16 protein-coding genes are annotated in these 22285 nt (G+C 69.1%); 3 read left to right on the top strand and 13 right to left on the bottom strand.

All coding sequences use genetic code 11. The features are described from left to right. The first annotated feature begins 6 nt into the window (after positions 1–6). Positions 7–573, top strand: a complete 567-nt coding sequence (locus tag DI276_RS23865; RefSeq protein ID WP_112266950.1) for a dihydrofolate reductase family protein — start codon at positions 7–9, stop codon at positions 571–573. Here the strand turns inward: DI276_RS23865 and DI276_RS23860 are convergent. The 7 genes from DI276_RS23860 to DI276_RS23830 all read right to left on the bottom strand — a co-directional run bounded on the left by DI276_RS23860 (position 561) and on the right by DI276_RS23830 (position 14645). Next, positions 561–1376, bottom strand: a complete 816-nt coding sequence (locus tag DI276_RS23860) for an MBL fold metallo-hydrolase (protein ID WP_112267671.1) — start codon at positions 1374–1376, stop codon at positions 561–563. The two genes, DI276_RS23865 and DI276_RS23860, sit on opposite strands and share 13 nt — an antisense overlap. A 33-nt stretch (positions 1377–1409) precedes the next feature. Further along, entirely contained in the window at positions 1410–1811 is a 402-nt protein-coding gene (locus tag DI276_RS50160; RefSeq protein WP_157984896.1) for a hypothetical protein, read from the bottom strand. Between the two features lie 6 nt (positions 1812–1817). Then, positions 1818–2669 carry a universal stress protein gene (locus tag DI276_RS23850; RefSeq protein WP_112266946.1) on the bottom strand — a complete coding sequence of 284 codons (852 nt, stop codon included), beginning with the start codon at positions 2667–2669 and terminating at the stop codon, positions 1818–1820. A gap of 67 nt (positions 2670–2736) precedes the next feature. Continuing rightward, positions 2737–6063, bottom strand: coding sequence for a CARDB domain-containing protein (locus DI276_RS23845; RefSeq protein ID WP_112266944.1), 3327 nt, complete (start codon positions 6061–6063; stop codon positions 2737–2739). Positions 6064–6089: 26 nt separating this feature from the next. After that, on the bottom strand, positions 6090–9893 hold the full coding sequence (locus tag DI276_RS23840) for a discoidin domain-containing protein (protein WP_112266942.1): 3804 nt from the start codon (positions 9891–9893) through the stop codon (positions 6090–6092). Positions 9894–10211: 318 nt separating this feature from the next. Further along, complete coding sequence (locus DI276_RS23835; RefSeq protein WP_232836863.1) at positions 10212–11474, bottom strand: alpha/beta hydrolase family protein; 1263 nt, start codon at positions 11472–11474, stop codon at positions 10212–10214. Positions 11475–11585: 111 nt separating this feature from the next. After that, complete coding sequence (locus DI276_RS23830; RefSeq protein ID WP_198680850.1) at positions 11586–14645, bottom strand: S8 family peptidase; 3060 nt, start codon at positions 14643–14645, stop codon at positions 11586–11588. Positions 14646–14784: 139 nt separating this feature from the next. Here DI276_RS23830 and DI276_RS23825 point away from each other — a divergent pair, with 139 nt between their 5' ends. Beyond that, positions 14785–15375 (top strand): TetR family transcriptional regulator, encoded by a 591-nt coding sequence (locus tag DI276_RS23825; protein WP_112266938.1) that lies wholly within the window; start codon positions 14785–14787, stop codon positions 15373–15375. A 3-nt stretch (positions 15376–15378) separates the two neighbouring features. On the opposite strand, the gene DI276_RS23820 is transcribed toward DI276_RS23825, so the two are convergent. Both DI276_RS23820 and DI276_RS23815 read right to left on the bottom strand, forming a co-directional pair. After that, a complete protein-coding gene (locus DI276_RS23820; RefSeq protein WP_112266936.1) occupies positions 15379–16620 on the bottom strand; it encodes a cytochrome P450 in 1242 nt (413 codons plus the stop codon). Between the two features lie 102 nt (positions 16621–16722). Next, the gene (locus DI276_RS23815) at positions 16723–17142 is read right to left on the bottom strand and encodes a VOC family protein (protein ID WP_112266934.1); all 420 of its coding nucleotides are present in this window, start codon (positions 17140–17142) and stop codon (positions 16723–16725) included. 66 nt (positions 17143–17208) lie between these two features. On the opposite strand from DI276_RS23815, the gene DI276_RS23810 reads away from it, so the two are divergent. Continuing rightward, the gene (locus DI276_RS23810; RefSeq protein WP_112267667.1) at positions 17209–17844 is read left to right on the top strand and encodes a GntR family transcriptional regulator; all 636 of its coding nucleotides are present in this window, start codon (positions 17209–17211) and stop codon (positions 17842–17844) included. On the opposite strand, the gene DI276_RS23805 is transcribed toward DI276_RS23810, so the two are convergent. From DI276_RS23805 to DI276_RS23790, 4 genes are all read right to left on the bottom strand, one after another. Next, positions 17841–18587, bottom strand: a complete 747-nt coding sequence (locus DI276_RS23805) for a hypothetical protein (RefSeq protein ID WP_112266932.1) — start codon at positions 18585–18587, stop codon at positions 17841–17843. The genes DI276_RS23810 and DI276_RS23805 overlap by 4 nt on opposite strands. Positions 18588–18600: 13 nt before the next feature. Next, positions 18601–19146, bottom strand: coding sequence for a hypothetical protein (locus tag DI276_RS23800; RefSeq protein WP_112266930.1), 546 nt, complete (start codon positions 19144–19146; stop codon positions 18601–18603). Between the two features lie 119 nt (positions 19147–19265). Next, positions 19266–19460, bottom strand: coding sequence for a mersacidin/lichenicidin family type 2 lantibiotic (locus DI276_RS23795; RefSeq protein ID WP_112266928.1), 195 nt, complete (start codon positions 19458–19460; stop codon positions 19266–19268). Positions 19461–19478: 18 nt separating this feature from the next. Beyond that, positions 19479–22253 carry a type 2 lanthipeptide synthetase LanM family protein gene (locus DI276_RS23790; protein ID WP_112266926.1) on the bottom strand — a complete coding sequence of 925 codons (2775 nt, stop codon included), beginning with the start codon at positions 22251–22253 and terminating at the stop codon, positions 19479–19481. Positions 22254–22285 lie beyond the last annotated feature (32 nt).

Below are 22285 nucleotides of genomic sequence, written 5' to 3'. Positions count from 1 at the left end.
CTGTGCATGGGAAACGTCATCTTGCACAAGAGCATCTCGCTGGACGGCTACGTCACCGGCCCGGACGTCTCGATGGAACATCCGCTGGGGCGAGGCGGCGAAGCGCTGCACGCGTGGATGTTCGGCTCGCCCGCGCCGGTCGACCGGGAGGTCACGGCCTGGACGACCGCGTCGGCGGGTGCGGTCGTCTGCGGCCGGCGCACGTTCGAGCTCGGCCTGCCGCACTGGGAGGACACGCCCTACCCGGCGCCGACGTTCGTGCTGACCAGCACCGAACGGCCCCCGCTGCCCGCCCGGTCGGCCTCCTTCACCTTCGTCACCGACGTCGTGGCCGCCGTCAAGCAGGCCGTGGCGGCGGCCGGTGACCGCGACGTCGTCGTGATGGGTGCCGAGACCGGCCAGGCGGTGCTGCGGGCGGGACTGCTCGACCAGGTGCAGCTCAACCTGGTGCCACTGGTCCTGGGCGGCGGCACCAGACTGTTCGACGGCGTGTCCGCGGCGCTGGAGCAGGAGTTCTCGATCTCCTCGCCGGCGGTCACGCACGTGCGCTATCGCGTCACCTACCCGAGGTGATCGTTTGCTCCGCCGGCCCACGCGATGTAGCGGTCGGCGGAGCGGCGCACCGCCTCCTTGGCGTCGCCGAGCACCGACCTGCCCAACAGGCTGTAGAGGCGGTCGAACGCGTAGGGCTCCAGCCGTTGCACGATCCGCCGCACCAGCCCGGCGGACAGCGGGATCTGGTTCGGGTAGCTGCGCATGAACGTCACCCAGCCGGTGTCCACCACCGGCACCATGGCGTCCCCGACCAGCAAGGTGCCCTTCCCGGCGGCGATGTGCGCGACCGCGGCGCCGGGGAAGTGTCCGCCCGCTTCGACGAGCGTGACGCCGGGCAGCACCTCCTCCGCACCCGACCACTCGCGGATCACCGGGTCCTCCCGTTGCACCCACTGCCGGTCGGCGGAGTGCACCAGCACCGGGACGTTCCCGAGCCGGTGGCTGAGGCTGACCTGCGAGCCGTACATGTGCGGGTGGCTGGCCACGATCACGGCGGCGCCGCCCAGTTCGGCGATCTTGTCCAGCAGCGGCTGGTCGATGTAGTTCGGCGGATCCCACAGCAGGTTGCCTTGCGGCGTCTGCACCACGTACGTCCACTGGCCGATGCCGAACTCCGGTTCCCGGTGCAGCCGGTGCAGGCCCGGCTCCACCTCCTGGTGCACCAGGTCGTGACCGTCGGCGGCGAGCTTCTCCAGCGTCGTCCACACCTGGCCGGACGCCGGCACGTACTGCCGTTCGTCGGCGCAGATCTCACAGGCAACCGGAGGTTGTGCGCTGTCGGGGTGTTCGACCCCGCAGGTTCCGCAGATCCAGATCGTCATGATCGAAGTCTTCAACCTCGATCAACGTCGAGGTCAAGGGTTGATGCGGAGAGTCTTCTGGACGTTGAACGGCGTGCCCTGCTGGCAGGTCGTCATCGCTCCCGGCTCGGCGCGCCCCGTCACCTCGATCTCGGCACCGGCCACCGCGATCGTGGGGTCGGCGCCGAGCAGCAGGTACTGCGCGGTGCCGGTGTTCAGGATCAGGCAGCCGGCCTCGACGCCTTCCGCCACCGTGCCGCGGACCGTCATCCCCGGCTCCAGCGCCCGCGACGGCGTGGTGGTGGTGAGCGGTGCGGACGAGGGCGGCAAGGGGTCAGGGAGACTCGGTGTGGAGGTGTCGGACGTCGGCGTGCTCGACGCCGGAGCTCCAGGCGGCGCCTGCTGAGCACACGAAGCCAGCACCAAGCACAACAGCACGGCCGCTAACCCGCGCATCTCGCGTCACCTCCGATGGACCACGGCAACCGGGCACGGCGCGTGGTGGAGCACAGCGTGGCTGACCGAACCGAGAATTGCACGCTTCACCGCGCCGCGTCCGTGGCTGCCGACCGCGATCAACGCCGCGCCGTCGGCCGCCTGGAGCAACGCACGCGCCGGCGCGTCGAAGGCGACCTCCTGCGCGACGTGGACCTCGGGGTTGCGGGCGCGGTGCTCGGCGAGCTGGTCCTCCAGCAGCTTCGCGAGGTCCACGCGGATGTGGTCGAAGTCCTGCTCGGGCAGCTCGGCCCAGCCGATGTCGCTCCACGCGTGGATGGCCAACAGCTCACGGCCGTGACGGGAAGCGAACGCGAAGGCGAACTCGATCGCGTCCGCGGAGGTCTCGGAGCCGTCGACACCGACGACCACACGGCCGTCCAACGGCCCGGAGCGCGTCACGACGACAGGACGACCACCGATCGACACGAGTCCGGCGGCGGTGGAGCCGAGGAACATCTCGGCGATGCCGGTGCGGCCGGACGACCCGAGCACCAGCAACGAGCCGTCTTCCTCGGCGAGCACGTCGACCGGGCGGCCGAGGCGCACGGCGGTGTCGAGCTGCAGCTCCGGCCAGCCCTGCCGCAGTTCCTGGGCCAGCTCCGCGAGGTGGTCCTCGGCGGAGCGGCGCATGGTCTCCTCGGTGACGAACTCCGGCACCGGCGCGGACATCGGCATGAAGACCGGCTCGGGGAGCGGTGAGCGGACGGCCTGCACGACCCGCAGGGCCGCACCGCACCTGGACGCCTCCTCAGCGCCCCAGAGAGCGGCTTGCCGGGAGAGGTCGGAACCGTCGAAACCCACCACGACCGCGGACATGAGAAACCACCTCCGGCCTGGGGATACCCGGCCGGAGGCGGTTCTAAAGGTGATCTCCGGGTGATCTCTAGCCGATGACGAACTGCGAGCCGGGCTCGATGAGGATGTTCCCGTCCCGCGAATTGGTGATCGTCACGTTCGTCAGGCGTGCCGAACCGCGGGCCTGGGCCATCGCGAGGATGCCCGAGCCGTTGTTCGACCTGTCGATCCGCACGTTGGTGATCTGCACGTCGGGCATCCCGCTGCCGCCACCCTTGAACTGGATCCCGTCGTAGGTGGAGTCCAGGATCTCGGTGTCCCGGATGACCGCGCCGGGGATCGGCAGGTTCTGCGAGAACAGCGTGATGGCGCCGAACTCCTGCGCCTCACCCCAGAACGCGCCACCGGTGCGGTGCAGGGCGTTGTTGGCGAGCAACGTCGTACCCGAGAACGGCAACGGGTCGTGGTCGGTCGCCAGCATGATGCCGGGGTAGTTGGCCGTGTCGGAGATGATGTTGTTCTCCGCCCGGTTGTTCGCACCTCCGTAGATGGCGATTCCGTTGGCACGCCACGGCAACGCGATCGTGTTGTTGAGGAACGCGTTGCCACTGCCCACGTCCACGTTCTGGTCCTTCACGTACTTCGACGCCCACACCGCCAGCGCGTCGTCGCCCGTGGTGCGGAACGACGAGTTGAACACCGTGGAGTTGCGCGTGCCGTTGGTGAAGTTGATGCCGTCGGCGTAGGTGTCGCGGATGCGCATGCCGCTGAACTGCAGTCCGTCGCCGGGGTTCCAGCGGTCGGGCAGGTTCGTGTAGTCGCGGCCGACCCACACGCCGACGTTGGCGTGCTCGATCCACACGTTGGTGATCTTCGTGTTCTTGCCGAACCGGCCGTTCAGGCCGACACCGCCCTCCGCGCCGCCGTCACCGCCGCGGATCCGGCCGGAACCGAAGATCGCGATGTCGGAGATCTGCGTGTTGTCGTCGATGTCGAACCCGAAGTTGCCCTCGTGCGGGTGGTTGATCGTGCCCGCGTCCTGCGGCTGGGTCAGCGAGAACAGCTGCGCGTGCCACATGCCGGCGCCGCGGATCGTGGCGTTGCGGATGCCGACCTGGTTGTGACCGCCGCTGTTGAACTGGGTCAGGATCTTCTTCTCCTGCCGGAACCTGCCTTCCGGGATCCACACGCACGGGATCTCACCGTTCTGGTCGGCGGTCACGGCACGCTGGATCGCGTCCGCGTCGTCCGTCTGGTCGTTCGCGGTGGCCCCGTACTGCGTGATGGACACGCACTCGGCGGGCTTCTGCGACGGCGGCGCGACCTGCTCCAGGTCGATCAGGTCGATGACGTAGAACTGCGCGTTGTCACCGGAGTCGCGCTGCAGCTTGAACCTCGTGCCCGCCGGATAGCTGTTGGCGAGCAACGTCGACGACTCGTCGAACAACCTGCGGGCGTCGCCACCCGGCCGGTTCGTGAGGCCCTCGGGGTCGTCGGTGGTGCCGTACAGCCAGCTGTGCCGCGACGAGAGGGTCAGCTTCTGCACGAACTGGTCGTTGGCGTACAGGCTGATCGTCGCCTCCTGACCACCGCCGGCCGCCGCGTCCGGGATCGAGTTGCGGACCACGACGGAGTTCGTGCTGACCGTCGAGGTGATCTCCACGAACTGCCCCTGCGCGTCCAGCCGCACCGACTTGCGGCCGCTGGACTCGCTGCCGAAGTTGGTGTGCCCGAACGTGCGCGTCGGGTCCGCCTCCAGCAACTGGCCCTGGTAGCGGCCGCTTTCGGCTTCATAGCTGGTGAACGGCACCGAGGCGCCGCGCCCGACCACAATGGACCGGGTCGCGGTGTTGTTGTTCTCGTTGGTTTCCGCGACCTGGCCGGTCGCGTCGGCTGTTGCAGTGGCCGTGGCGCCGCCGTTCGTGGCCGTCCACGTGCCGACGTTGACGGTCACGGTCTGACCGGCGTTGATCGCGGCGGTGTTGGCGGTGAGCGTGCTGCCGCCGACGACCACGCGGGTCACCGACGCGCCCGCTGCTGACGTTCCGCGGTTGTTGACCTGCACCGCGAACGTCACCTGCTGACCTGCGGCCGGCGACGACGGGTTCGGCGTGATGCCGGTGATCTGCAGGTCCGGTCCGGGTGCCTGACCGACCACCAGGGGAGATCCCGAGGAGAAGGCGTTGTTGCCCTCGTTGGTCTCCGCGACCTGGTTGGCCGGGTCCACCGCAGCCGCTGCGGCGTAGGACCCGGCACCTCGCCGACCGGCGTCCACGCTGACGGTGGCGGTGGCTCCGGGAGCGAGGCCGCCGACCTGCGCGGTGCCCGCTGAGGTGCCGCCGAGGGTGACGTTCAGCGTGGTCGCGCCGGACGCCACCGTGCCGCCGTTGCGCACGGTCGCGGTCAGCCTGATCGCGTCGGCCTCGCTCGGGTTCTGCGGGGCCCACGTCAGGTTCGTGACGGTCAGGTCGGGAGCCGGAGCGGCCGCCCCGAACACCTGGAGCTCGGCGACCTGGCCGCCGGGCGCGCCGGTGTTGGCGTAGAAGTGCAGCCGCACGTCCGCCGCCCGGCCGCTCACCTGGATCGTGACGCTGTTGCCGTTGGCCGGGTCGAACCGGTAGTCGGCGCGTGCTTTCAGGGTCGCGAACGCCGTGGCGCTCGACTCGCGGCCCAGCACCTCGAAGTTCTGCGTGCGCGCGCCCCAGATCGGGTCGGGGTTGAGCTTCACGACGATCGAGGTGAGGTCGGCGTTCGAGCCGAGCTTCGCGGTCAGGTGGCCGGGGAAACCGTTGGACTCCCAGTAGGTGCCCAGGTTGCCGTCCACGGCGTTGGCGGCCACGAAGTCGTGCACGTGCCCGGACTCCTCGACGGGCTTGCCCTGGGCCAGGTTGTCGCCGCTCGGTGGCGGGTCTCCCCGGTCCTCGCCGTGCACCTCGAACTCGCTGAGCTGACCCGCTGGCCAGCCGGTGTTCGCGGTGATCGTCGCGCGGACGTACCGGACGCTGGTCGCCGCGAAGTCGAGCGTCACCGTGTTGTTCGAGCTGGGGGAGAACACCCGGCCGCTCGACGCGGAGATGTCGGTGAACTGCGAGCCGTTCTGGCTGCCCTGCACCGCAAGGGTTTGCGTGCGCTGCTCCCAGTTCGAGGGCAGGCGCAGCACGACCTTGCTGACGTCCTTCGCGGCGCCCAGGTCGGCCTGGATCCACTGCGGGAACACGTTGTTCGTGCTCTCCCAGTAGCTGCCCTGGTTGCCGTCGCCGGCGTTCCCGGCGCCGTACGGGCCGTTGGTGCTGGACGCGGTCAGGGTGGCGGACAGCCGGACGACTGCTGCTCCTGCCGCTGGTGTCAGTCCGAAGAGTGTCAGTGCGGTGACGAGCGCAGCACTCACCGCACGCCTCAATAGCGTGTTTTTCATTGAATTGTCCTTCACGGCAGGGGAAATCAGTTGATGGTGATCGTGAAAGTGGTGGTCGTGTTCCTGATGTCCTGGAAGTTGTTGCTGAACCGGATCCCGTTGATGGTCACCGCGCCCACCGCTGGGCCCTGACCTGGTTCCGGCATCTCGTTGGCCCACAGGCCGAAACCGGACTTGGCGTCGAACTCGTCACCGCTCTTGCGCGCACCCGAGATGCTGACGTTGGCCAGCACGGTGTCCTGGAAGATGTTCTCGTGGGCGCCGTTGTACTTCGTCTGGAACATGATTCCGCTGTACGTCGGGTCGATGATCTCGACGTCGCTCACCCGGATCCCGGTGTACTTCTTGGAAGCGCTGAACATCCAGATCGCGCCGAACGTCTGCGCGCCCCAGAAATGGCCGCCGGACCGCACCAGCGTGAGCCCGCTGAACGTCGTCGGCTCCGGCCCGAAGTCCTCCATCGGGTACCCGAAGTCGAGCGAGCTGATCGTCACCGCGGAGTAGGTCAGCGTGTCCGCCACGTAGATGTTGCGGAACGTGTTGAGCTTGCCGCCGTAGACCGCGAGACCCGCCGCGCGCCAAGGCGTCAGCACGCTCAGGTTCTCGAAGGTGTTGTTCTGCTGGCCGGTACCACCGGAGTCGGTGGCGGCGAACAGCGCGAACGCGTCGTCACCGGTCGAGCGGGCCTCGATGTTCGCGATCTGGTTGCCCGCCGACCCGTTGGTCATGTTGAGGCCGTCGGCGTACATGTCGCGGATCCGGCTGTCCCTGATGGTGTTGTTGTCGACGTTGTTGCCCCAGAACAGGCACATCATGTGCTCGACCCAGATGTTCTCGATGGTCGTGTTCTGCACGCCGGCGAAGTTGAACACCTTGCCCGGCCCGTCGATGCGCTGCGTGTAGTTGCCGAACACGGCGAACCCGCTGAACGTCGAGCCGCTCGCGGACGACTGCGCGTCGAAGCCGACGTCGGTGTTCTCCTGGCTCGTCGGTGCCTGGAACCGGGTGAACCACGGCCCGGCGCCGACCACCCGGATCGCCTTGCCGTACACGGTGAACTTCTGCGCGGTCTGGTAGGTGCCGGCGGGCAGGTAGACGCCGATCAGCGTGCCGGTGGTGTCCATCCGGACGCGGTCGAGCGCGTTCTGCACGTCCTGGTGGGAGAACCCGGCGGGCACGGCATAGCGCGCGGAGTCAGGATTTCCGGCGGCGCGGACCTCCTCGAAGTTCACGAAGTCGATCGCGTAGTTCGTGGTGTTGGCCGCGTCCTTCTGCAGCTTGATCTTCGTGCCCGCCGGGAACGTCGAGTTGAGCATGACGTCGGCCTCGTCGTAGATGTGCCTCGGTCCGCCCGCTCCCGGCGAGTTGCCCGGGCTGGCTTCGTTGCCGTAGAGCCACATGTACTTCGACGTCAGGTCGATGGCCTTGTGGAACTGGCCGTTGACGTAGACGTTGAGGTTGGACGTGATACCACCGCCGCCCGAGCTGTCGGGAATCGAGAAGCGGGTGACCAGAGTGTTGGTGGGCGCCGACGTCGTGAATTCGACGGACGCGCCGGTGTTGGTCAGCGTGACCGCCCGTCGTCCGGACGCCTCACCGGCGAGGTCGCCGATCGTCCTGTTCGGACTCAGGACTTGCGCGCCGCCTGCCGTGGTGGCGTCCTCGGCCTCGACGTGCTGCCACGGAACGCTGGCGCCGCGGCCGATGAACAGCGACTGCTCGCTGGTGTTGTTGCCCTGCTTGGCCGGGATCTCGTTGCCGTCGTTCGCGATCGTCGTGCGGATCGTGTACCGGCCGTCGGCAGCCTGCCACGTGCCCAGGTTGACCGCGGCGGTCGTCGCGCCGGCGTTGATCGTGCCGGTGTGGCTGCCGGTCAACGTGCGGACCGTGGTGCCGTTGCTCAGGATCGCGACGGTGATGCCGTGGGCGCCTGCTGTTGACGCGATGGAGCCCTGGTTCTTGATCGCGACGCTGAACGTGGTCGTTTGGCCGTTGCCGGGGTTGCTCGGCGACCAGGACGGCACCGCGACCAGGTCGGAGCTCGGCACCGGCGTCACGACGAGCGCGCTGGGGTGCAGGCGGGAGTTGTTGGTCTCGTCCTGCTCCGCGACCTGCTTGGTCTCGTCGACCTTGGCCGTGTACTCGTAGGAGCCTTCCGGCCGGGCCGCGATCGTGGTGCTGACGTTCGCCTGCGCACCCGGTTGCAGGGCTGGTAGTTGGGCCGTTCCTGCGCCGGTCGTGCCGAGGAAGAACGTCACGTCGGTGGCTGTGCCGGCCGCCGTGCCCGCGTTGCGGACGGTCGCGTTGAGCGTGATCTGGTCGGTCTCGACGGGGTTCGCCGGCGTGAACGACGTCGCGGTGACGGTGAGGTCGGGGTTCGGGGCAGGGGTGCCGAACACCTGGATCTCCGCCACCTGGCCGCCGGGCGCGCCGGTGTTGGCCGTGAACCGCAGCTGGACGTCCGCGACGCGGGCGCTGACGTTGATCGTGACGCTGTTGCCGTTCGCCGGGTCCCATCGGTAGTCGCGTCCCGACACGAGGCTCGTGAAGCCGGTGGCGCTCTGCTCGCGGCCGAGGACCTCGACGTTCTGCGTGCGGGCGCCCCAGATCGGGTCGGGGTTGAGCTTGACCGCGATCTGCTGCACGTCCGCGTTCGATCCCAATTGGACGGTCAGCGTGCCGGGGAACCCGTTGGACTCCCAGTAAGTGCTGAGGTTTCCGTCGTTGGCGTTGGCCGCGACGAAGTTGTGCACGTGGTGGTTCGCTGTGACGGGCTTGCCCTGCGCGAGGTTCGTGCCGGAGGCGCCTTCCCGCGTCACGGAGTTGCTGGCGGGGGACTGGTTTCCGGCCGCGTCCTTCGCGATCACGTGGTACGTCACCCGCAGGCCGTCGGGCTGGCTGTCGGTGTGGGTGGTGCCGGTGACGGTGGTCCGGAGGCTGCCGTTGGCGTACACGTCGTAGCTGGTGACGCCGACGTCGTCCGTGCTGGCGTTCCAGGTCAACCGGATCTGCCCGGCCTGGGGCTGGGTGAAGGCGAGACCGACCGGCGCGGTCGGGGCCTGCGTGTCACCGCTTGCCGGGCCGTGGGTCTCGAACTCGCTGATCTGTCCCGCGGGCCAGCCGGTGTTGGCGGTGATCCGCAGCCGCACGTATCTCGTGGTGACCGCGGTGAAGTCGATGGTGACGGTGTTGGCGCTCGCCGGGTTGAACTCGTAACCCTTGCTGGGCACGAGATTCGTGAAGTTCGTGCCGTCGGTGCTGCCCTGGACGGAGAGGGTCTGGGTGCGGGTGCCCCAGTTCGCGGTCGGCAGCTTCAGCAGGACCCGGTCGGCCTTGACCGCCGAACCGAGATCGGCCTGGATCCATTGCGGGAACGCGTTGTTCGCGCTCTCCCAGTACGTGCCCTGGTTGCCGTCGCCGGCGTTGTTCGCGGTGTAGTTCTGGTTGGTGCTGCTGGCGCTGTAGGTGGCCGCCAGCTTGGCACTGGCAGCGGCCTCGCGGATCTCCAGCTTGGCGGTGGTCTTGGTGGCGCGGACGTGCCGAACCAGCGTCGGGTCGACCTTCAGGGTGACCTTGCCGTCGTTGAACCTGTGCGGTTGTTCCGCGACGAGCGTCGACCAGCCTCTGCCGTCGAGGCTCGTCTGCACGGCGAAGGTCTCCGTGCCGTTGCGCGGGGCTTTGAGCGTGACCTGGTCGATGCGGGTCTGCTTGTGCAGGTCGATGCTGACGGGCGCGGCTTGCGCGGCAGGGGCTGCGACGAGCGTGGCGGCCGTGAGGGCTATCGCGGCTAACGGGGCTAGCAGGGAGCGAACGCGTGTCGTCGATGACATGGCGTGCTTGGCCCTTCTCGGTGGGGACGCGAGGGGGTGTGGCGCGCCTCACCGTAGAAGTGCCCAGCAGATTACCGCAATATGTCGACGTGATTGCGCAAATTTGCGACAGACCGCTCTGAACAGGAAAGACGTGTCCGTGTTCGGGCAGCTGAACGCTCTGGTCGCTGCCGCATGGGCGACCACCAGCGGCGGCTTGGCGGTGGCTGTGGGAGGTTCGCTCCCGAACGCTCGCGAGAAATTGATGCCCGGCCGATGAGCTCACTTGCGTCCGCTTACATGGTTCGCGGCCTCGGTTGCGCAAGCCTTGCGCAAGTCTCAGAGCTTCGCGAACAAGCTTCTGGCTCGGTTCAGCAGATCCAGCCTGTGCTCACGGTTGCGCAGTGAGTGCCCTTCGCCGGGATAGACGACGAGCTCGGAGCCGGGAACTGCGGCGTGCAACAGCTCGGCTTGCTCCACCGGCACGTTGGTGTCGTCGGCGCCGTGCACGATGAGCAGCGGCGTGCGGATGCGGCCCGCGTACGTGATCGGGCTGTGCTCCGCGCTGTCGCCGAGCGCCGCCTCGAACGCACCCCACTCGCCTTTCTCGATCAGCTTCGGCCAGTCGGAGATGCCCGCGCCGACGAGCGCGGCCCGGAACCGGTCGGTCTGCGTCGTCGCCCACGCGGCCATGAACCCGCCGTGACTCCAGCCGGCGATGCCGAGCCGGTCCGGGTCGGCCACGCCTTGGTCCACGAGAAGATCGATCCCGGTCTCGATGTCGTGCCACTCCTCCTGGCCGACCCGTCCGGCGACCGCTTTCGCGAACTCGTGGCCCCGGCCCAGGCTGCCCCTGGGGTTGGGCAGGAAGCTCGCGATCCCTTGATGCGCGAACCACTGCGCGGACGGCACCCACTGCAGCTGGAACTCGTCGGCCCACCGGTCGTACGGTCCGCCGTGGACGAGGGTGACGAGCGGAAACGGCCCGTCCTCCCTGGTCTTGTGCACCGGCAGCACCAGGAGCCCGTCGATCTCCAGTCCGTCCGCGGCTTGGTAGCGGAGGCGTTCCTGGCGGCCCCACGCGAGGTCGCCGAGCTGGTCGGCGTGTCCGCCGCGCGGCTGGTGTGATCCTCGGACGCGCGCGAGGAGTCCCTGCCCGAGGCGGTGGAACTCGGTGTCCAGCCCGGTGGCGACCACCATGATCGGCGCGTTGCCGTCGTCCTGGACCAGATCGGTGGGACACGCGGGCATGCCCTCGGTGAGGTTGCGGTGTCGTTGGTCGAAGACCGCGTTGCCGCCTTGCAGATGTGGCGGTGTCAGGGCGAGGTAGCAGATCTCGTCGCCCCACCACACCGGTTTCCCCGCGTCGGCCGGTGTCGGGCCCAGGTCGGTGATCTTGCCGTTCTCGACGACGTGCAGAGCGGGGTTGAGCAGGCCGGGGTCGATCTTCGGCGACGACCAGGTGATCACCGCGAGCCGGCCGTCTGGGTGACGGGCGACTTCGGCGACGTGCCGGCCGGGGATGTGCACGTCTGTCGGTGGTTGCGGGGGTTGGGCGGGCGGGCAGTGGTCGACGACCATCTCGTCGGTCAGTTTCCGCACCCCGAACCCCCGCTGTCGCCCCAGTCCAACACGTCCAAGCTACGCGATGGGGATGGGGAGGCCCGCGCACTCGTTCGCCTTGGTGGGCGGCGGAGCGCGCGGGCCGGTTCATCAGCGCAGCAGGTACGCGTTGACGATGGTCTGCTCCACGGTCTGACCAGGGCCGGACGCCTTGGCGCGCAAGGAAACCGACTTGGCCTGAGCGGGATGGGCGAGCAGCACGCGGCTGCTGGTGACCGGGGTGGAACGCCAGGTCGTGCCGCCGTCGTAGGAGACCTCGACGGACGTCACGCGCACCGAGCCGGTCTGCGACTGGGTCGAGACGGGCACGGACAGCATGCGGCCGGCCGCGGCGTAGCCGTTGTCGTCGAGCTGCGGGGTGAAGCGGACGACGCTGAGCGGCAGGGCCGTCTGCCGGGCGGTGGTGTCGCTGCGGAACGTCCAGACGCCGGAGACCTTGCTGCTCAACGGGGTGTCGCGCGTAGCGGTGGTCTCGACGCGGTAGTTCGCGGCGCCGGGCTGGACGTCGGTCAGGCACCAGCCCGCCTCGGCGGTTTCGCACGCCTTGACGTTGTCGCGGTACACGGTGGTCTGGGCGGAGGTGACCGGGCTGTAGCCCTCGTTGCCCGCGTTGTCGCCGAACAGCGGCACGGTGACGCGCATGAGGTCGCCGGTGCGGAACGTGTGCGGGATGTCGCGCGAAAGAGGCAGGGCCGGGCCGAACACCGCGCGGTTGAACGGTTCCGTGTAGGAACGGCCGGGCTTGTAGTGCCGTAGCGGGGTGACCAGGGCGCCGATGTTGCCAGAAGAGTCGAACAGGTTGAACCTGCGCGACCAGTCGCCGCCCTCGCCGCCGTAGTACTCGGTACGCGGGCCCGCGGCCAGGTTGTCGAGCGAGCCGTAGCCCCAGTCGGCGCGGCCCGCGGGGGACGAGGTGTGGCCGATGCTGGCGGTCTGGCCCGCCCGCAAAGCCGGCATGTCCACCTGCACGACCGCGAGGTCCTTGCGGGCGACGGTTTTGGTGAGACCGTTCGGCGCGTGGCCCTTCTGGTACCAGGCGAGGCCGTAGAAGTCGGGGCCCGCGGTCCAGAACGTGGCGATCTTGCCGGTGACCTCGGGGGAGTCCGGGCCGAGGTGCGCGACGCCGAGGTGGTCGATGACGCCGCCGACGGAGAAGTTGCCGATGGTGTAGCTGGTGCCGTTGACGACGCGTTCGAAACCGGTCTGCAGCAACGAGAGCTGCGCGGCCACCGGGAGTTTCACCTGGACGGGCTTGGCTTGCCGGGCGTCGAGGTTGATCGAAGCGTTGCCGGTGACGGTCAGGTTCGGGTAGTTGACGACGTCGTGGGTGTAGGTCTCGCCGGACGACAGGACGCTGCCGCTCAGGAGGTAGCGGCCCTTGGCGAGGCGGGCGACACCGGCTTGAGGCCAGACGCGGGCGCCGGTGTCGACGTTGATCAGGAACGCGAAGGTGGAGGGAGCAACGGAGCCGGAGCGTTCGGTTCCGGTGATCTTGACGTCGTAGCTCTCGGTCTCCAGGTCGACGACGACGGCCGTGCGCAGTCCATTTGCGACGATCGCGCCGCCCATGACGCCGCCGGCCGGTTGCTTGGCGATGTCCGCACTCACCACGGCAGCAGCGGAACCGCCTGCGGGGACGGTGAGCCGGGCGGGGGAGACGGTGAACAGCGAGCCGGTCGTCTCGGTCGTGAGGTCGAGGGTGACCGGTGTGGAGCCCGCGTTGGTGTAGGTGATCTCCTTGGTCAGCACGGGTTCGCCGGTGTGCGGCCACTGGTGGGTGCCGAAGCTGATGCTGGTCGGTGAGGACGTCACGTTCTGCTTGATCAGCTTGGCGACGTCTACGCGGCCGGAGCCCTGCTCGAACGGGGTCAGGTTCGCGGTGGGCGTCGTGCTGCCCGTGAGGCGCGCTTTGAGCGCCGCGCCGTTCAACGAAGGGTGTTGTTGGCGCAGGAGAGCGGCGGCGCCTGCGACGTGCGGGGTGGCCATCGAGGTGCCGTCCAGCGAGGTGTAGCCCTCGACCACCGGCGGGCCGATCCTGCCGTCGGAGTGCAGCGCGGCGACGATGCCGACGCCCGGCGCGGTGAGGTCGGGCTTGAGCGTGCCGGCCTTGGTCGGGCCGCGGCTCGAGAACTCGGCGAGCTGGTCGGCGTCGTCGACCGCGCCGACGGTCAGGGCGGCATCGGCGGTGCCGGGGGAGCCGATGGTGCTCGTGCCGGGGCCGCTGTTGCCGGCGGCGACCACGAACAGCGTGCCCTTCTCGGCGGACAGGCGGTTGACGGCCTCCTCCAGCGGTTCGATCTCCGGGGTGTCGTAGCCGCCGAGGCTCATGTTGACGATCTGGGCGCCCTGCTCGACCGCCCACTCCATGCCGGCGATGATCGCGCTGTCCTGGCCGGAACCGTTGTCGCCCAGCACCTTCACGTCGAGGATCTGCGCGTCCGGTGCGACGCCGCGGTATTTGCCGCCGCTCTTCGCGCCGGTGCCCGCGATGATCGACGCCACGTGCGTGCCGTGGCCGTAGCGGTCGACCGCGTCCGGGGAGGTCGTGAAGTTCCGTTCGGCGATCTCGCGGTCCTTCAGGTCCGGGTGGGTCTGGTCGACGCCCGTGTCGAGGACGGCGACCGTGGTGCCCTTGCCCGTGAAGCCCGCCTCGTAGGCCGCAGGGGCGTTGATCTGGGCGACGCTGCGGTCGAGGTTCGCTTTGCGCTTGGCGTCCAGCCAGATCTTGCGGGCGCCGGACGCCGACAGGCCACCGGCGAGTGGCGTCTTGGCGGCGTCGAACGCCACGCCGTTGATGCTGCGCAGCTGGAGGCCGGACTGCGCGCTGAGCGAGCCCGCCGGGTAGGTGGCGATCACCGGCAGGGCGCCGCCGTACGTGGCGAGCTCGGTGATGTCGAACAGGCGCTCGTCGAGACGGCCGTCCGCGATCATCGGGATGGCGTCGGACGGCACCACGAACTCATGACCCTGAGCGGTGTAGGTGCGGAAGAGGATGTGCTCGCGGCCCGGTGCGGGTCTGACCGCGCGCTGGCCGGTGAGCACCTGATCGCCCGTGATGAGAGTGACAGCCGTTGTTCTTGTGGGAGAAGCATTTGCCTGACCGGCGGTGAGCAGGGCGCCGGCCAGTACGACGACTCCGAGTAGACGCACCGGGGTCCTCCGTGGGGTCTGTGAGAGCGATCTCACGGACCGTATTGCGACGATCACCTCGTGGCAAGGTCTAAACCAATTTCCGGTACAGGTGCGTCTCAGTACGAAGGGTGTGGAGCAGCGCACTAACCTGTCCGCCATGACTGGCCTGCGGGAACGCAAGAAGGCTGCCACCAGGACCGCGCTCGGTGATGCCGCGTGGAGCCTGTGCGTCGAGCACGGATTCGACGGGGTGACGGTCGAGCAGATCGCGCGGGCCGCGGGCGTGTCGCTGCGGACGTTCTTCAACTACTTCTCCTCGAAAGAGGAAGCGGTCATGGCCGGCGACAGGCAGACGGCCGAGACGTTCGTGCGCGAGTTCGCGGCCCGGCCCAGGGAAGAGCCGGTGCTGGTCGCACTGCGCGAGGCGTTGCGTTCGATGTATCCGGCGCACGTCGACCTCGAGCGTCTTCGTGCGACACGGGAACTGCGCCGCCACCCGGCGTTGCTGCCGCACGTGTTCGCCGCCTACTCCGCGCGCGAGCAGGAGCTGACCGCGGTCATCGCCGACCGGTGCGGCCTCGACGCGTCGGTGGACCCGTATCCGGCCGTGACGGCCTCGACGATCCTCGCGACGCTGCGCTCGGTCGTGCAGTGGTGGCTGGACACGCCGACGGCGTCCGAGCGGTACACGGCCGCCGAGCTGATCGGGAAGATGATCGACCAGCTCGGCGCCGGGTTCACCAGGTAGCACTCACCACTTCACTGGCAGGGCGTGCACGCCGTAGATCGACATGTCGGTGCGCAGCGGCACCTCGTCGGCGGGCACGGCGAGCTGCAGCGAGGGCAGCCGGCGCAGCAGTTCGGTGAAGCCGACCGTCATCTCGACGCGGGCCAGCTGCTGGCCGAGGCACTGGTGGATGCCGTGCCCGAACGCCACGTGGTGCCCGCGCGGCCGGTCGACGCGCAGCTCGTGCGGGTCCGGGTACTGGCTCTCGTCGCGGTTCACCGCCGGCACGGACACGACGACGGTCTCGCCCTCGCGGATGGTGACACCGCTGATCGTGACGTCCTCCTTGGCGTGCCGCGAGACGCCCATGCTGATGATCGACAGGTACCGCAGCAGCTCCTCGACCGCGTTCTCCGCCAGTTCGGGGTGCTCGCGCAGCTTGCGGAACTCCTCCGGGTGCTCCAGCAGCGCGAACGTGCCGAGCGCCAGCATGTTCGCCGTGGTCTCGTGACCGGCGATGAGCAGCAGGTTCGCGATGCCGGCGAGCTCGTCGGTGGTGAGGTCCGTGTCGCGGACGAGGCCGGAGAGCAAGTCGTCGCCGGGGCTCTTCTGCTTGTCGCGCACGAGCCCCTGCATGAACCGGCGCAGCTCCGCGTTGACCTCGATCTGCTCGTCGATCGTCGTCTTCAGGCTGAGCAGTGTGGACGTGCGGCGCTGGAACTCGTCGCGGTCGCCGTAGTCGACGCCCAGCAGCTCGCAGATGACGAGCGACGGCACCGGCAGCGCGAAGTCGTGCACGAGGTCCGCGGGCGGGCCTTTCTCGATCATCGCGTCCAGCTGGGCGGTGACGATCTCGTGCACGCGCGGCGTCAGGTCCCGCATCCGCCGCACGGTGAACTGGCCCGTCAGCAGCCTGCGGTAGTGGGTGTGCTCGGGGGCGTCCATGAAGATGAACGACCCGGCCCGCCGCTCCGGCGGGAACATCTGCGCGTGCAGCTCTGGCGAGATCAGCTTGCGGGCCCGCGGACTGTTGATCCGGTCGGAGCTCATCCGCGGGTCGGCGAGCACCGCCCGCGCCTCGTCGTGCCCGGTGACGAGCCAGATGGTCTCGTCGTTGTGCTCGATCCGGTGAATCTGCCCGTGCCCGCTCAACTCGGTCAGTCCGCTGGCCGGGTCGAACGGGCACTTGCCGCGCTCGATGAGCTCGGCGGGCAGCTGCGGGCGGATGAGCTCCTGCGCGCTGCGCTGCCGCTCTGCCGTGGTCATGGTGGCCTTCTCCCTGTCTGACCCGGCGTGACCAGGTCGTGGCTCGGGGTCACCTCCCACGCTACAGAAACTTGCGCGTTGTGCAAGATTTTTGCCTGGGCTTTAGACGGCGAACACCTGGGAGTCGTCCGCGAACGCCTTGAACTCCAGCGCGTTCCCGGCCGGGTCCAGCAGGAACATCGTCCACTGCTCGCCGGGCTCGCCCTTGAACCGCACGTACGGCTCGATGACGAACTTGGTGCCGGCTTCCTGGAGTTTCCCGGCCAGCTTCGTGAACTCGTCGACGGTCAGGACCAGTCCGAAGTGGGGGACCGGCACGTCGTGGCCGTCGACGGGGTTGTGCACCCGTTCGGACTTCTTCGGCGCCAGGTGCGTGACGAACTGGTGGCCGTGCAGGTTCCAGTCGATCCACGTGTCGGAGCTGCGGCCCTGCTCAAGGCCGAGCGTCTCGCCGTAGAAGCGGCGGGCGGCGTCGAGGTCGTCAACCGGCATGGCCAGGTGGAAGCGTGGGATGTCGGGCATGTAGGAATGTTAACATTGAGACAAGTGGACGCCTTGTGTCCTTGTTAACATTGCGACATGACGAAGATGGCTCCAGCTCGGCGCCGAGGCCTGAGCTCCGAGGTCGCCGACCAGATCCGCGAGGCGATCTTCGACGGCCGCTACGCGCCGGGCGAGGCACTCCGCGAGGTGGAGCTGTCCGAGGCGTTGCAGGTGAGCCGCGGCCCGATCCGCGAAGCGCTGCAGAAGCTCGAACGCGAGGGCCTCGTCCACACCGAATGGCACCGCGGCGCGACGGTGACCGCGCTGTCGCTGCAGGACGTGGCCGAGCTGGACAGCCTGCGCGCGGCGTTGGAGGTCCTGGCCGTGCGCCGCGTGGTCGACCAGGCGACGGACGCCGACCTGACGTTGATCGAGAAGACCGCGGCCGCGATGGACCGCGCGGAGACGCCGCACGAGATGGTGCGCTGCGACATCGCGTTCCACGACGCCGTGTACTCCGTCGCGAACCACTCACGGCTGCTGCAGGCGTGGGAGGCGATCCGGTCGCAGGTGCACCTGTTCCTGATCACGCGGGTCAACGTGAGTTCCGAGGGCTACCTGGAGCAGATCCGGGACGAGCACCGCGACCTGGTGGCGGCGCTGCGGCTGGGCAACGTGGAGGGTGCGCTGGAGCTGTTCGCGGAGCACCGCAAGCACGCGTTCGACGTGCTCACGTCCTAGTGCCAGACGTGCCGTGGGATGCGGTCCAGCAGGTCGCACCGGACGTCCAGATCGGCGGCGAGCACGACCGGGTCGCGGTGCTCGCCCGTCGCGTTGTAGGCGTCGAACTGGGTGCCGCGGATCCAGAAGCCGCGGCAGTCGCGCTCGTCGGTGAGCAGGAAGTCGACGACGTCCGGCACCAGCACGGCCCGCGCGAAGGCCTCGTCCGCGCACGTGACCTGGTAGCGGCTGTCGAACTCGGGATGGCCGATCTTGATGTCGCCCAGGCCGAGCCCCTCGTTGATCCGGCTCTCCACCCGCAGCACCTGACGGACGTCCAGCGTCGGCCGCGCCACGGGCGTGCGGACCCACACGGCCGTCCACCGCACCCCGAACTGGCCCTGGAGGTTGTTCGAGGTGTCCACGGGCTCGTTGACGATGAACAGCGCCGCCAGGAACGGCCGGCCGCGGTGCCGGCCGGTGATGATGTCGTGGGCTTCGACGGCCCGCGGTGAGCGGTCGATGCCGACCACGACCGGCACCAGCTTCGGATAGCGCTCCAGCTCGTTGAACACCTCGGTGGCGCGGTCGTCGCGGGCGGTGTGGTGCCAGCCCCGCGCCGGGAACTGCTCGCGCTGGCGCTGCTCGATGCCTGCTTCCTCGGCCTTGTTCGACCGGTGCAGCCACACGAGCATCCACGTCAGCAGGCCGCCGAAGATCAGCAGGCCGCCGACGGTGATGACGATGATCCAGATCGGCTTCATGAACTCCCCCAGTTCACAGGTGCTCGACGACCATCCGGGTGCGCGGCCCCATCAGGGCGCCCAGTTCGGCGACGAACCCGTCGGCCAGCGGCGGCCAGTTGTGGAACACCACCGCCAGGTCACCGATCTGGAACGACCAGCGCCCCTCCAGATCGCCGGCCAACGTCGACCGTCCACAAGTGACACACAGAACGGATGCCTCGACGCGATCGTGGAGCCACGGTTCGATCAACGCGTGGTGGTCGTCGAAGTCGATCGCCGCCGCGGAGCAGTGGGGACACGTCGGCGGCTCGTAGTTCGCGATGGCGTGGTGCACCACGCGTTGCGCCACTACGTCGACGCCGGTGTGGCCGCCGCCGACCCACCGTTCCGCCTCGAGAGCGGCGTCCGAGCAACGCGGACCGGCGCGGAACTCGCTCGGCGCCATGACCTCGTCGCGTGCGGTGTTCGGCACGATCACCTCGCGGTCCAGCAACCACGACGTGACCGCGACAGCGCGACTCCGCGCCTCCGCAGCGGTCAGCGAGATCTCGACCAGCTTGACGGCGTGCTCGCCCAAGACGTCCCCCAGTAGACGGTCTCAGTCCTTCTTACCGCACCAGGGCCGGACGTACGTGCGGAATGGCCGGGGAACGACAGTGCCGGCCTGCACAGGCAGGCCGGCACAGCGCCTCCGGATCAGGAACAGTGCGGTCCGGAGTCGGTGCAGCGAGGACCGCCGTCGGTGCAGATGGGCGTCGTACCCATGGCCGCACCGAGCAGTTCGGTCTTCACGACGGCCGAACCGGCCGGGTGGGCGGGAACGGCACCGGCCGGGAGCGTGGCGCGGAAGGCCGCGTCTTTCCAGGCGCGGATGATGGTCGCGTTCTTCATGTCGTACCTCCAGAATTCTCAGCGGGCCGCCGGATGCGGCTCGAGAGTCGGTGGGGCGAGTCGCAGCACCTGCGGCACGGCGTCCGGCCTGGCCAGGCGCAGCAGACCGAGACCGATGCCGGAGACGCCGGTCAGCAACGCGGGTGCGGACTCGGGATGGGAGAACCCGCAGCGCCATCCGGCCAGCACCCCGTCGAGCTGCTGCCGGACCGCCGCACGCCAGTCGTCGCGGGACAGCGCCTCGGCCGCGTCGGCGACGACCAGCGAGAGGCCGAGGGTGCCGTGGCACAGCACGTCGACGAGGGGTGGCGGACTGTCCAAAACGGTCTGGACGGCGGTCGTGACGGCGAGGTCGTCGACGCCCAGACGGGACAACGCGATCCCGGCCGCGCCGTTGCACCAGTTGGCCGCGAACCGCCGGTTCGAGTCGCGGAGGTCGGGCCAGTTCTGCTGCTGGGGGTCGAAACGTGCGTCCTCGTAACGGAAAGCGTCCGCGGCGAGCTCGGCAGTCCGCGCGTGTCCGCCCAGCGCGCGCGACAACGCCCTCAGCGCGTACCCGATTCCCGCGGTGCCGTGCGAGAAACCGAGCAGGCGTGCCGAGTCGTGGTACGTCGGCCACACGGCCCCGTCGTCGGAACGCAGTGCATGCCGTGCGAGGTGTCGTCCGTGGTCGGCTGCCACGGCCAGCGCCCGGTCGTCGCCGGTGCCGGCGTGCCAGGCGAGCATGCCGAGGATCGTGCCCGCCGACCCGTACACGAGGTCGAACTCGCTGTCGGGCACACCGGCCGTCAGGTGCGCGAACACCGGGTCGGCCGGCGGCAGCACCGACGGGTCGTCCCACAACGCCGCCAGGTGTGCCAGCACGTAGAGCTGGGACGGCAGGCCGAAGAAGCCGCCGGACGGCGCGCCGGGGTTGGCGCGGACGCTCTCCGCGGCCAGGGCCGCGAGGTCGGTGTACCGGGAGGAGCCGGTGAGCGCGCCGAGGTGGGCGAGGAACAACGCGACGCCCGCGGTGCCGTGGTAGAGGTCGTGTCCGAGCGGTGCCAGTTGGAAGTCGCCGTCCTGACCGGCCGGCGCCATGCCGAGCCACGTCACGTCCCGCCGGCCGTGGATCGCTTGTGCCACCAGCATGTCACCGATCGCGACCGCGGCCTCCAGGGAGTCGTCGAACGGCACGAACTGGACTCCGGGACTCGGTTCCGCGGCCGACAGCGAGGCCAGCACCACGAACCGCTGCCGGCCGATCTCCTGCTCGTCCAGCGCTTCCAGCCGTTGCGCGACGTGCTCCAGCGCGGTGTGCTCGAAGAAGCCGGGATGACGAACACCGCGGCTGTCCCACAGATCGCGGGTGGACGGCGTGGCCGTGAACACCGGGATGTCGCCCCGCCGCAGGTCCGCGCGTTCGGCGTCCAGCACCCGGTGCAGCTCGTCGGCACCGGCCTGCCCCAGCGCGTCGAACACCCCGTCCCGCGTTTTGGTGTCGCGCAACCAGTCGGGGTGCCTGGCCGCCCGCAGCAACTGCCCGTACCCCGACGTGCCCCGCAGGACCTGCCGGACCGGCACGTGGTCGAACGCCCGCAACGGCCTGCGCAGCAGCTCCTCCCGGTTCCGCAACAGGAACCGCATCATGCTCGTGAACCCGTCGGCCAGCTCGGCGGTGTGCGCGAACGCCGGCACCGCGACGCCGTCGAGCCGGGGCACGTTGGCCGCGACCGGGATCTCGACCCGCTGCTCGCCCAGGTGCATCGAGTCGGTGCCGGCCTCGTCCCACATCGGCCTGGTGAACGACGTCAGCTGCTCCTGCCCGGAACCGAGGCCACCGATGTTGACCCCGGCGTGCTCGTCGTCGCCCCACATCCGGCCCGGCAGGAACATGGTGCGCGCCACAGAATCCCGCAACCGCGCGCCCGCGACCGCGGTGGCGTCGTCGCCGGCGTCAACATCGGCCACGGTGCGATCGAAGAGCGTCTCCACGTCCACCAGCACCGGGTTCTCCCCGGCGGCGATGAGGTTCTCGTGGTGCATGTCCACGCCGTCGATCACGTGCAGCAAAGCCAGGTACGCACCTTGGCGGCGATAGAACCGTTGTACAGCAGCAACATCAGTGCAGTCGGCTGGCGACACGAACTCGGACCAGCCGTACGAGCCCTGATCCGCAACCTTCAGCAACGGCAACGGCGGCATCTCCGGGTTGCCGGTGTTGCAGTACGCCAGTAACGCCTGGAACGCCACGTCGACGGCCATCGGTCGCGGCTTGTACACCAGCAGGGCAGCGGAGTCACCCGCGGTGAACTCCAGGATGCGCACGATCCGGCCACCGCGGTGCGGATCGCTGTCGCAACCGGTCCTGAGGCCGGTCAGGCGAGCGCCGTCCGGCAGCAGAAACCCTTGCAGCAACGGGAGATCCGCAGCGAGTCGCGCGGCCAGCTCAGCGAGCGCGTCGATCCACAGCTCGACGGTCTCCCGCAGCTGCGCGTCCAGCACCTGGTACTCGGCGAGCAGCGCGGGCCAGTCGCCGGGCAGCAAGGTCTCCACGTAGTGGCGAAAACGGTCTTCCGGCGTCTCGCCCAGCAACCGGTCTTCCAGCCTGGCCACGTTGAGCTCCAGCACCAACGTCGGCCGGGCAATGCGGGCGAGCGTGTCGCGGAGCTCGTCCTGCAGCGCGTCGGCGAGCGTGTCCCAGCCGGGCAGCGAGACCCGTGCGCAGAGGCGATTCCACGCGGTGGCAACGACATCGTCGAAGGCCGGCTGGAAGCTCGCGGCGCCGGTCGGCAGCGTGATGTTCTCGCCCATGGGAAACAGCGTGGCACCGGAACCGCGAACCG

Source organism: Lentzea terrae, from assembly GCF_003265345.1.
GTDB lineage: Bacteria > Actinomycetota > Actinomycetes > Mycobacteriales > Pseudonocardiaceae > Lentzea > Lentzea terrae.
The sequence above is the reverse complement of the archived record's forward strand: the minus strand, read 5'-3'. Positions and strand labels throughout refer to the sequence as shown.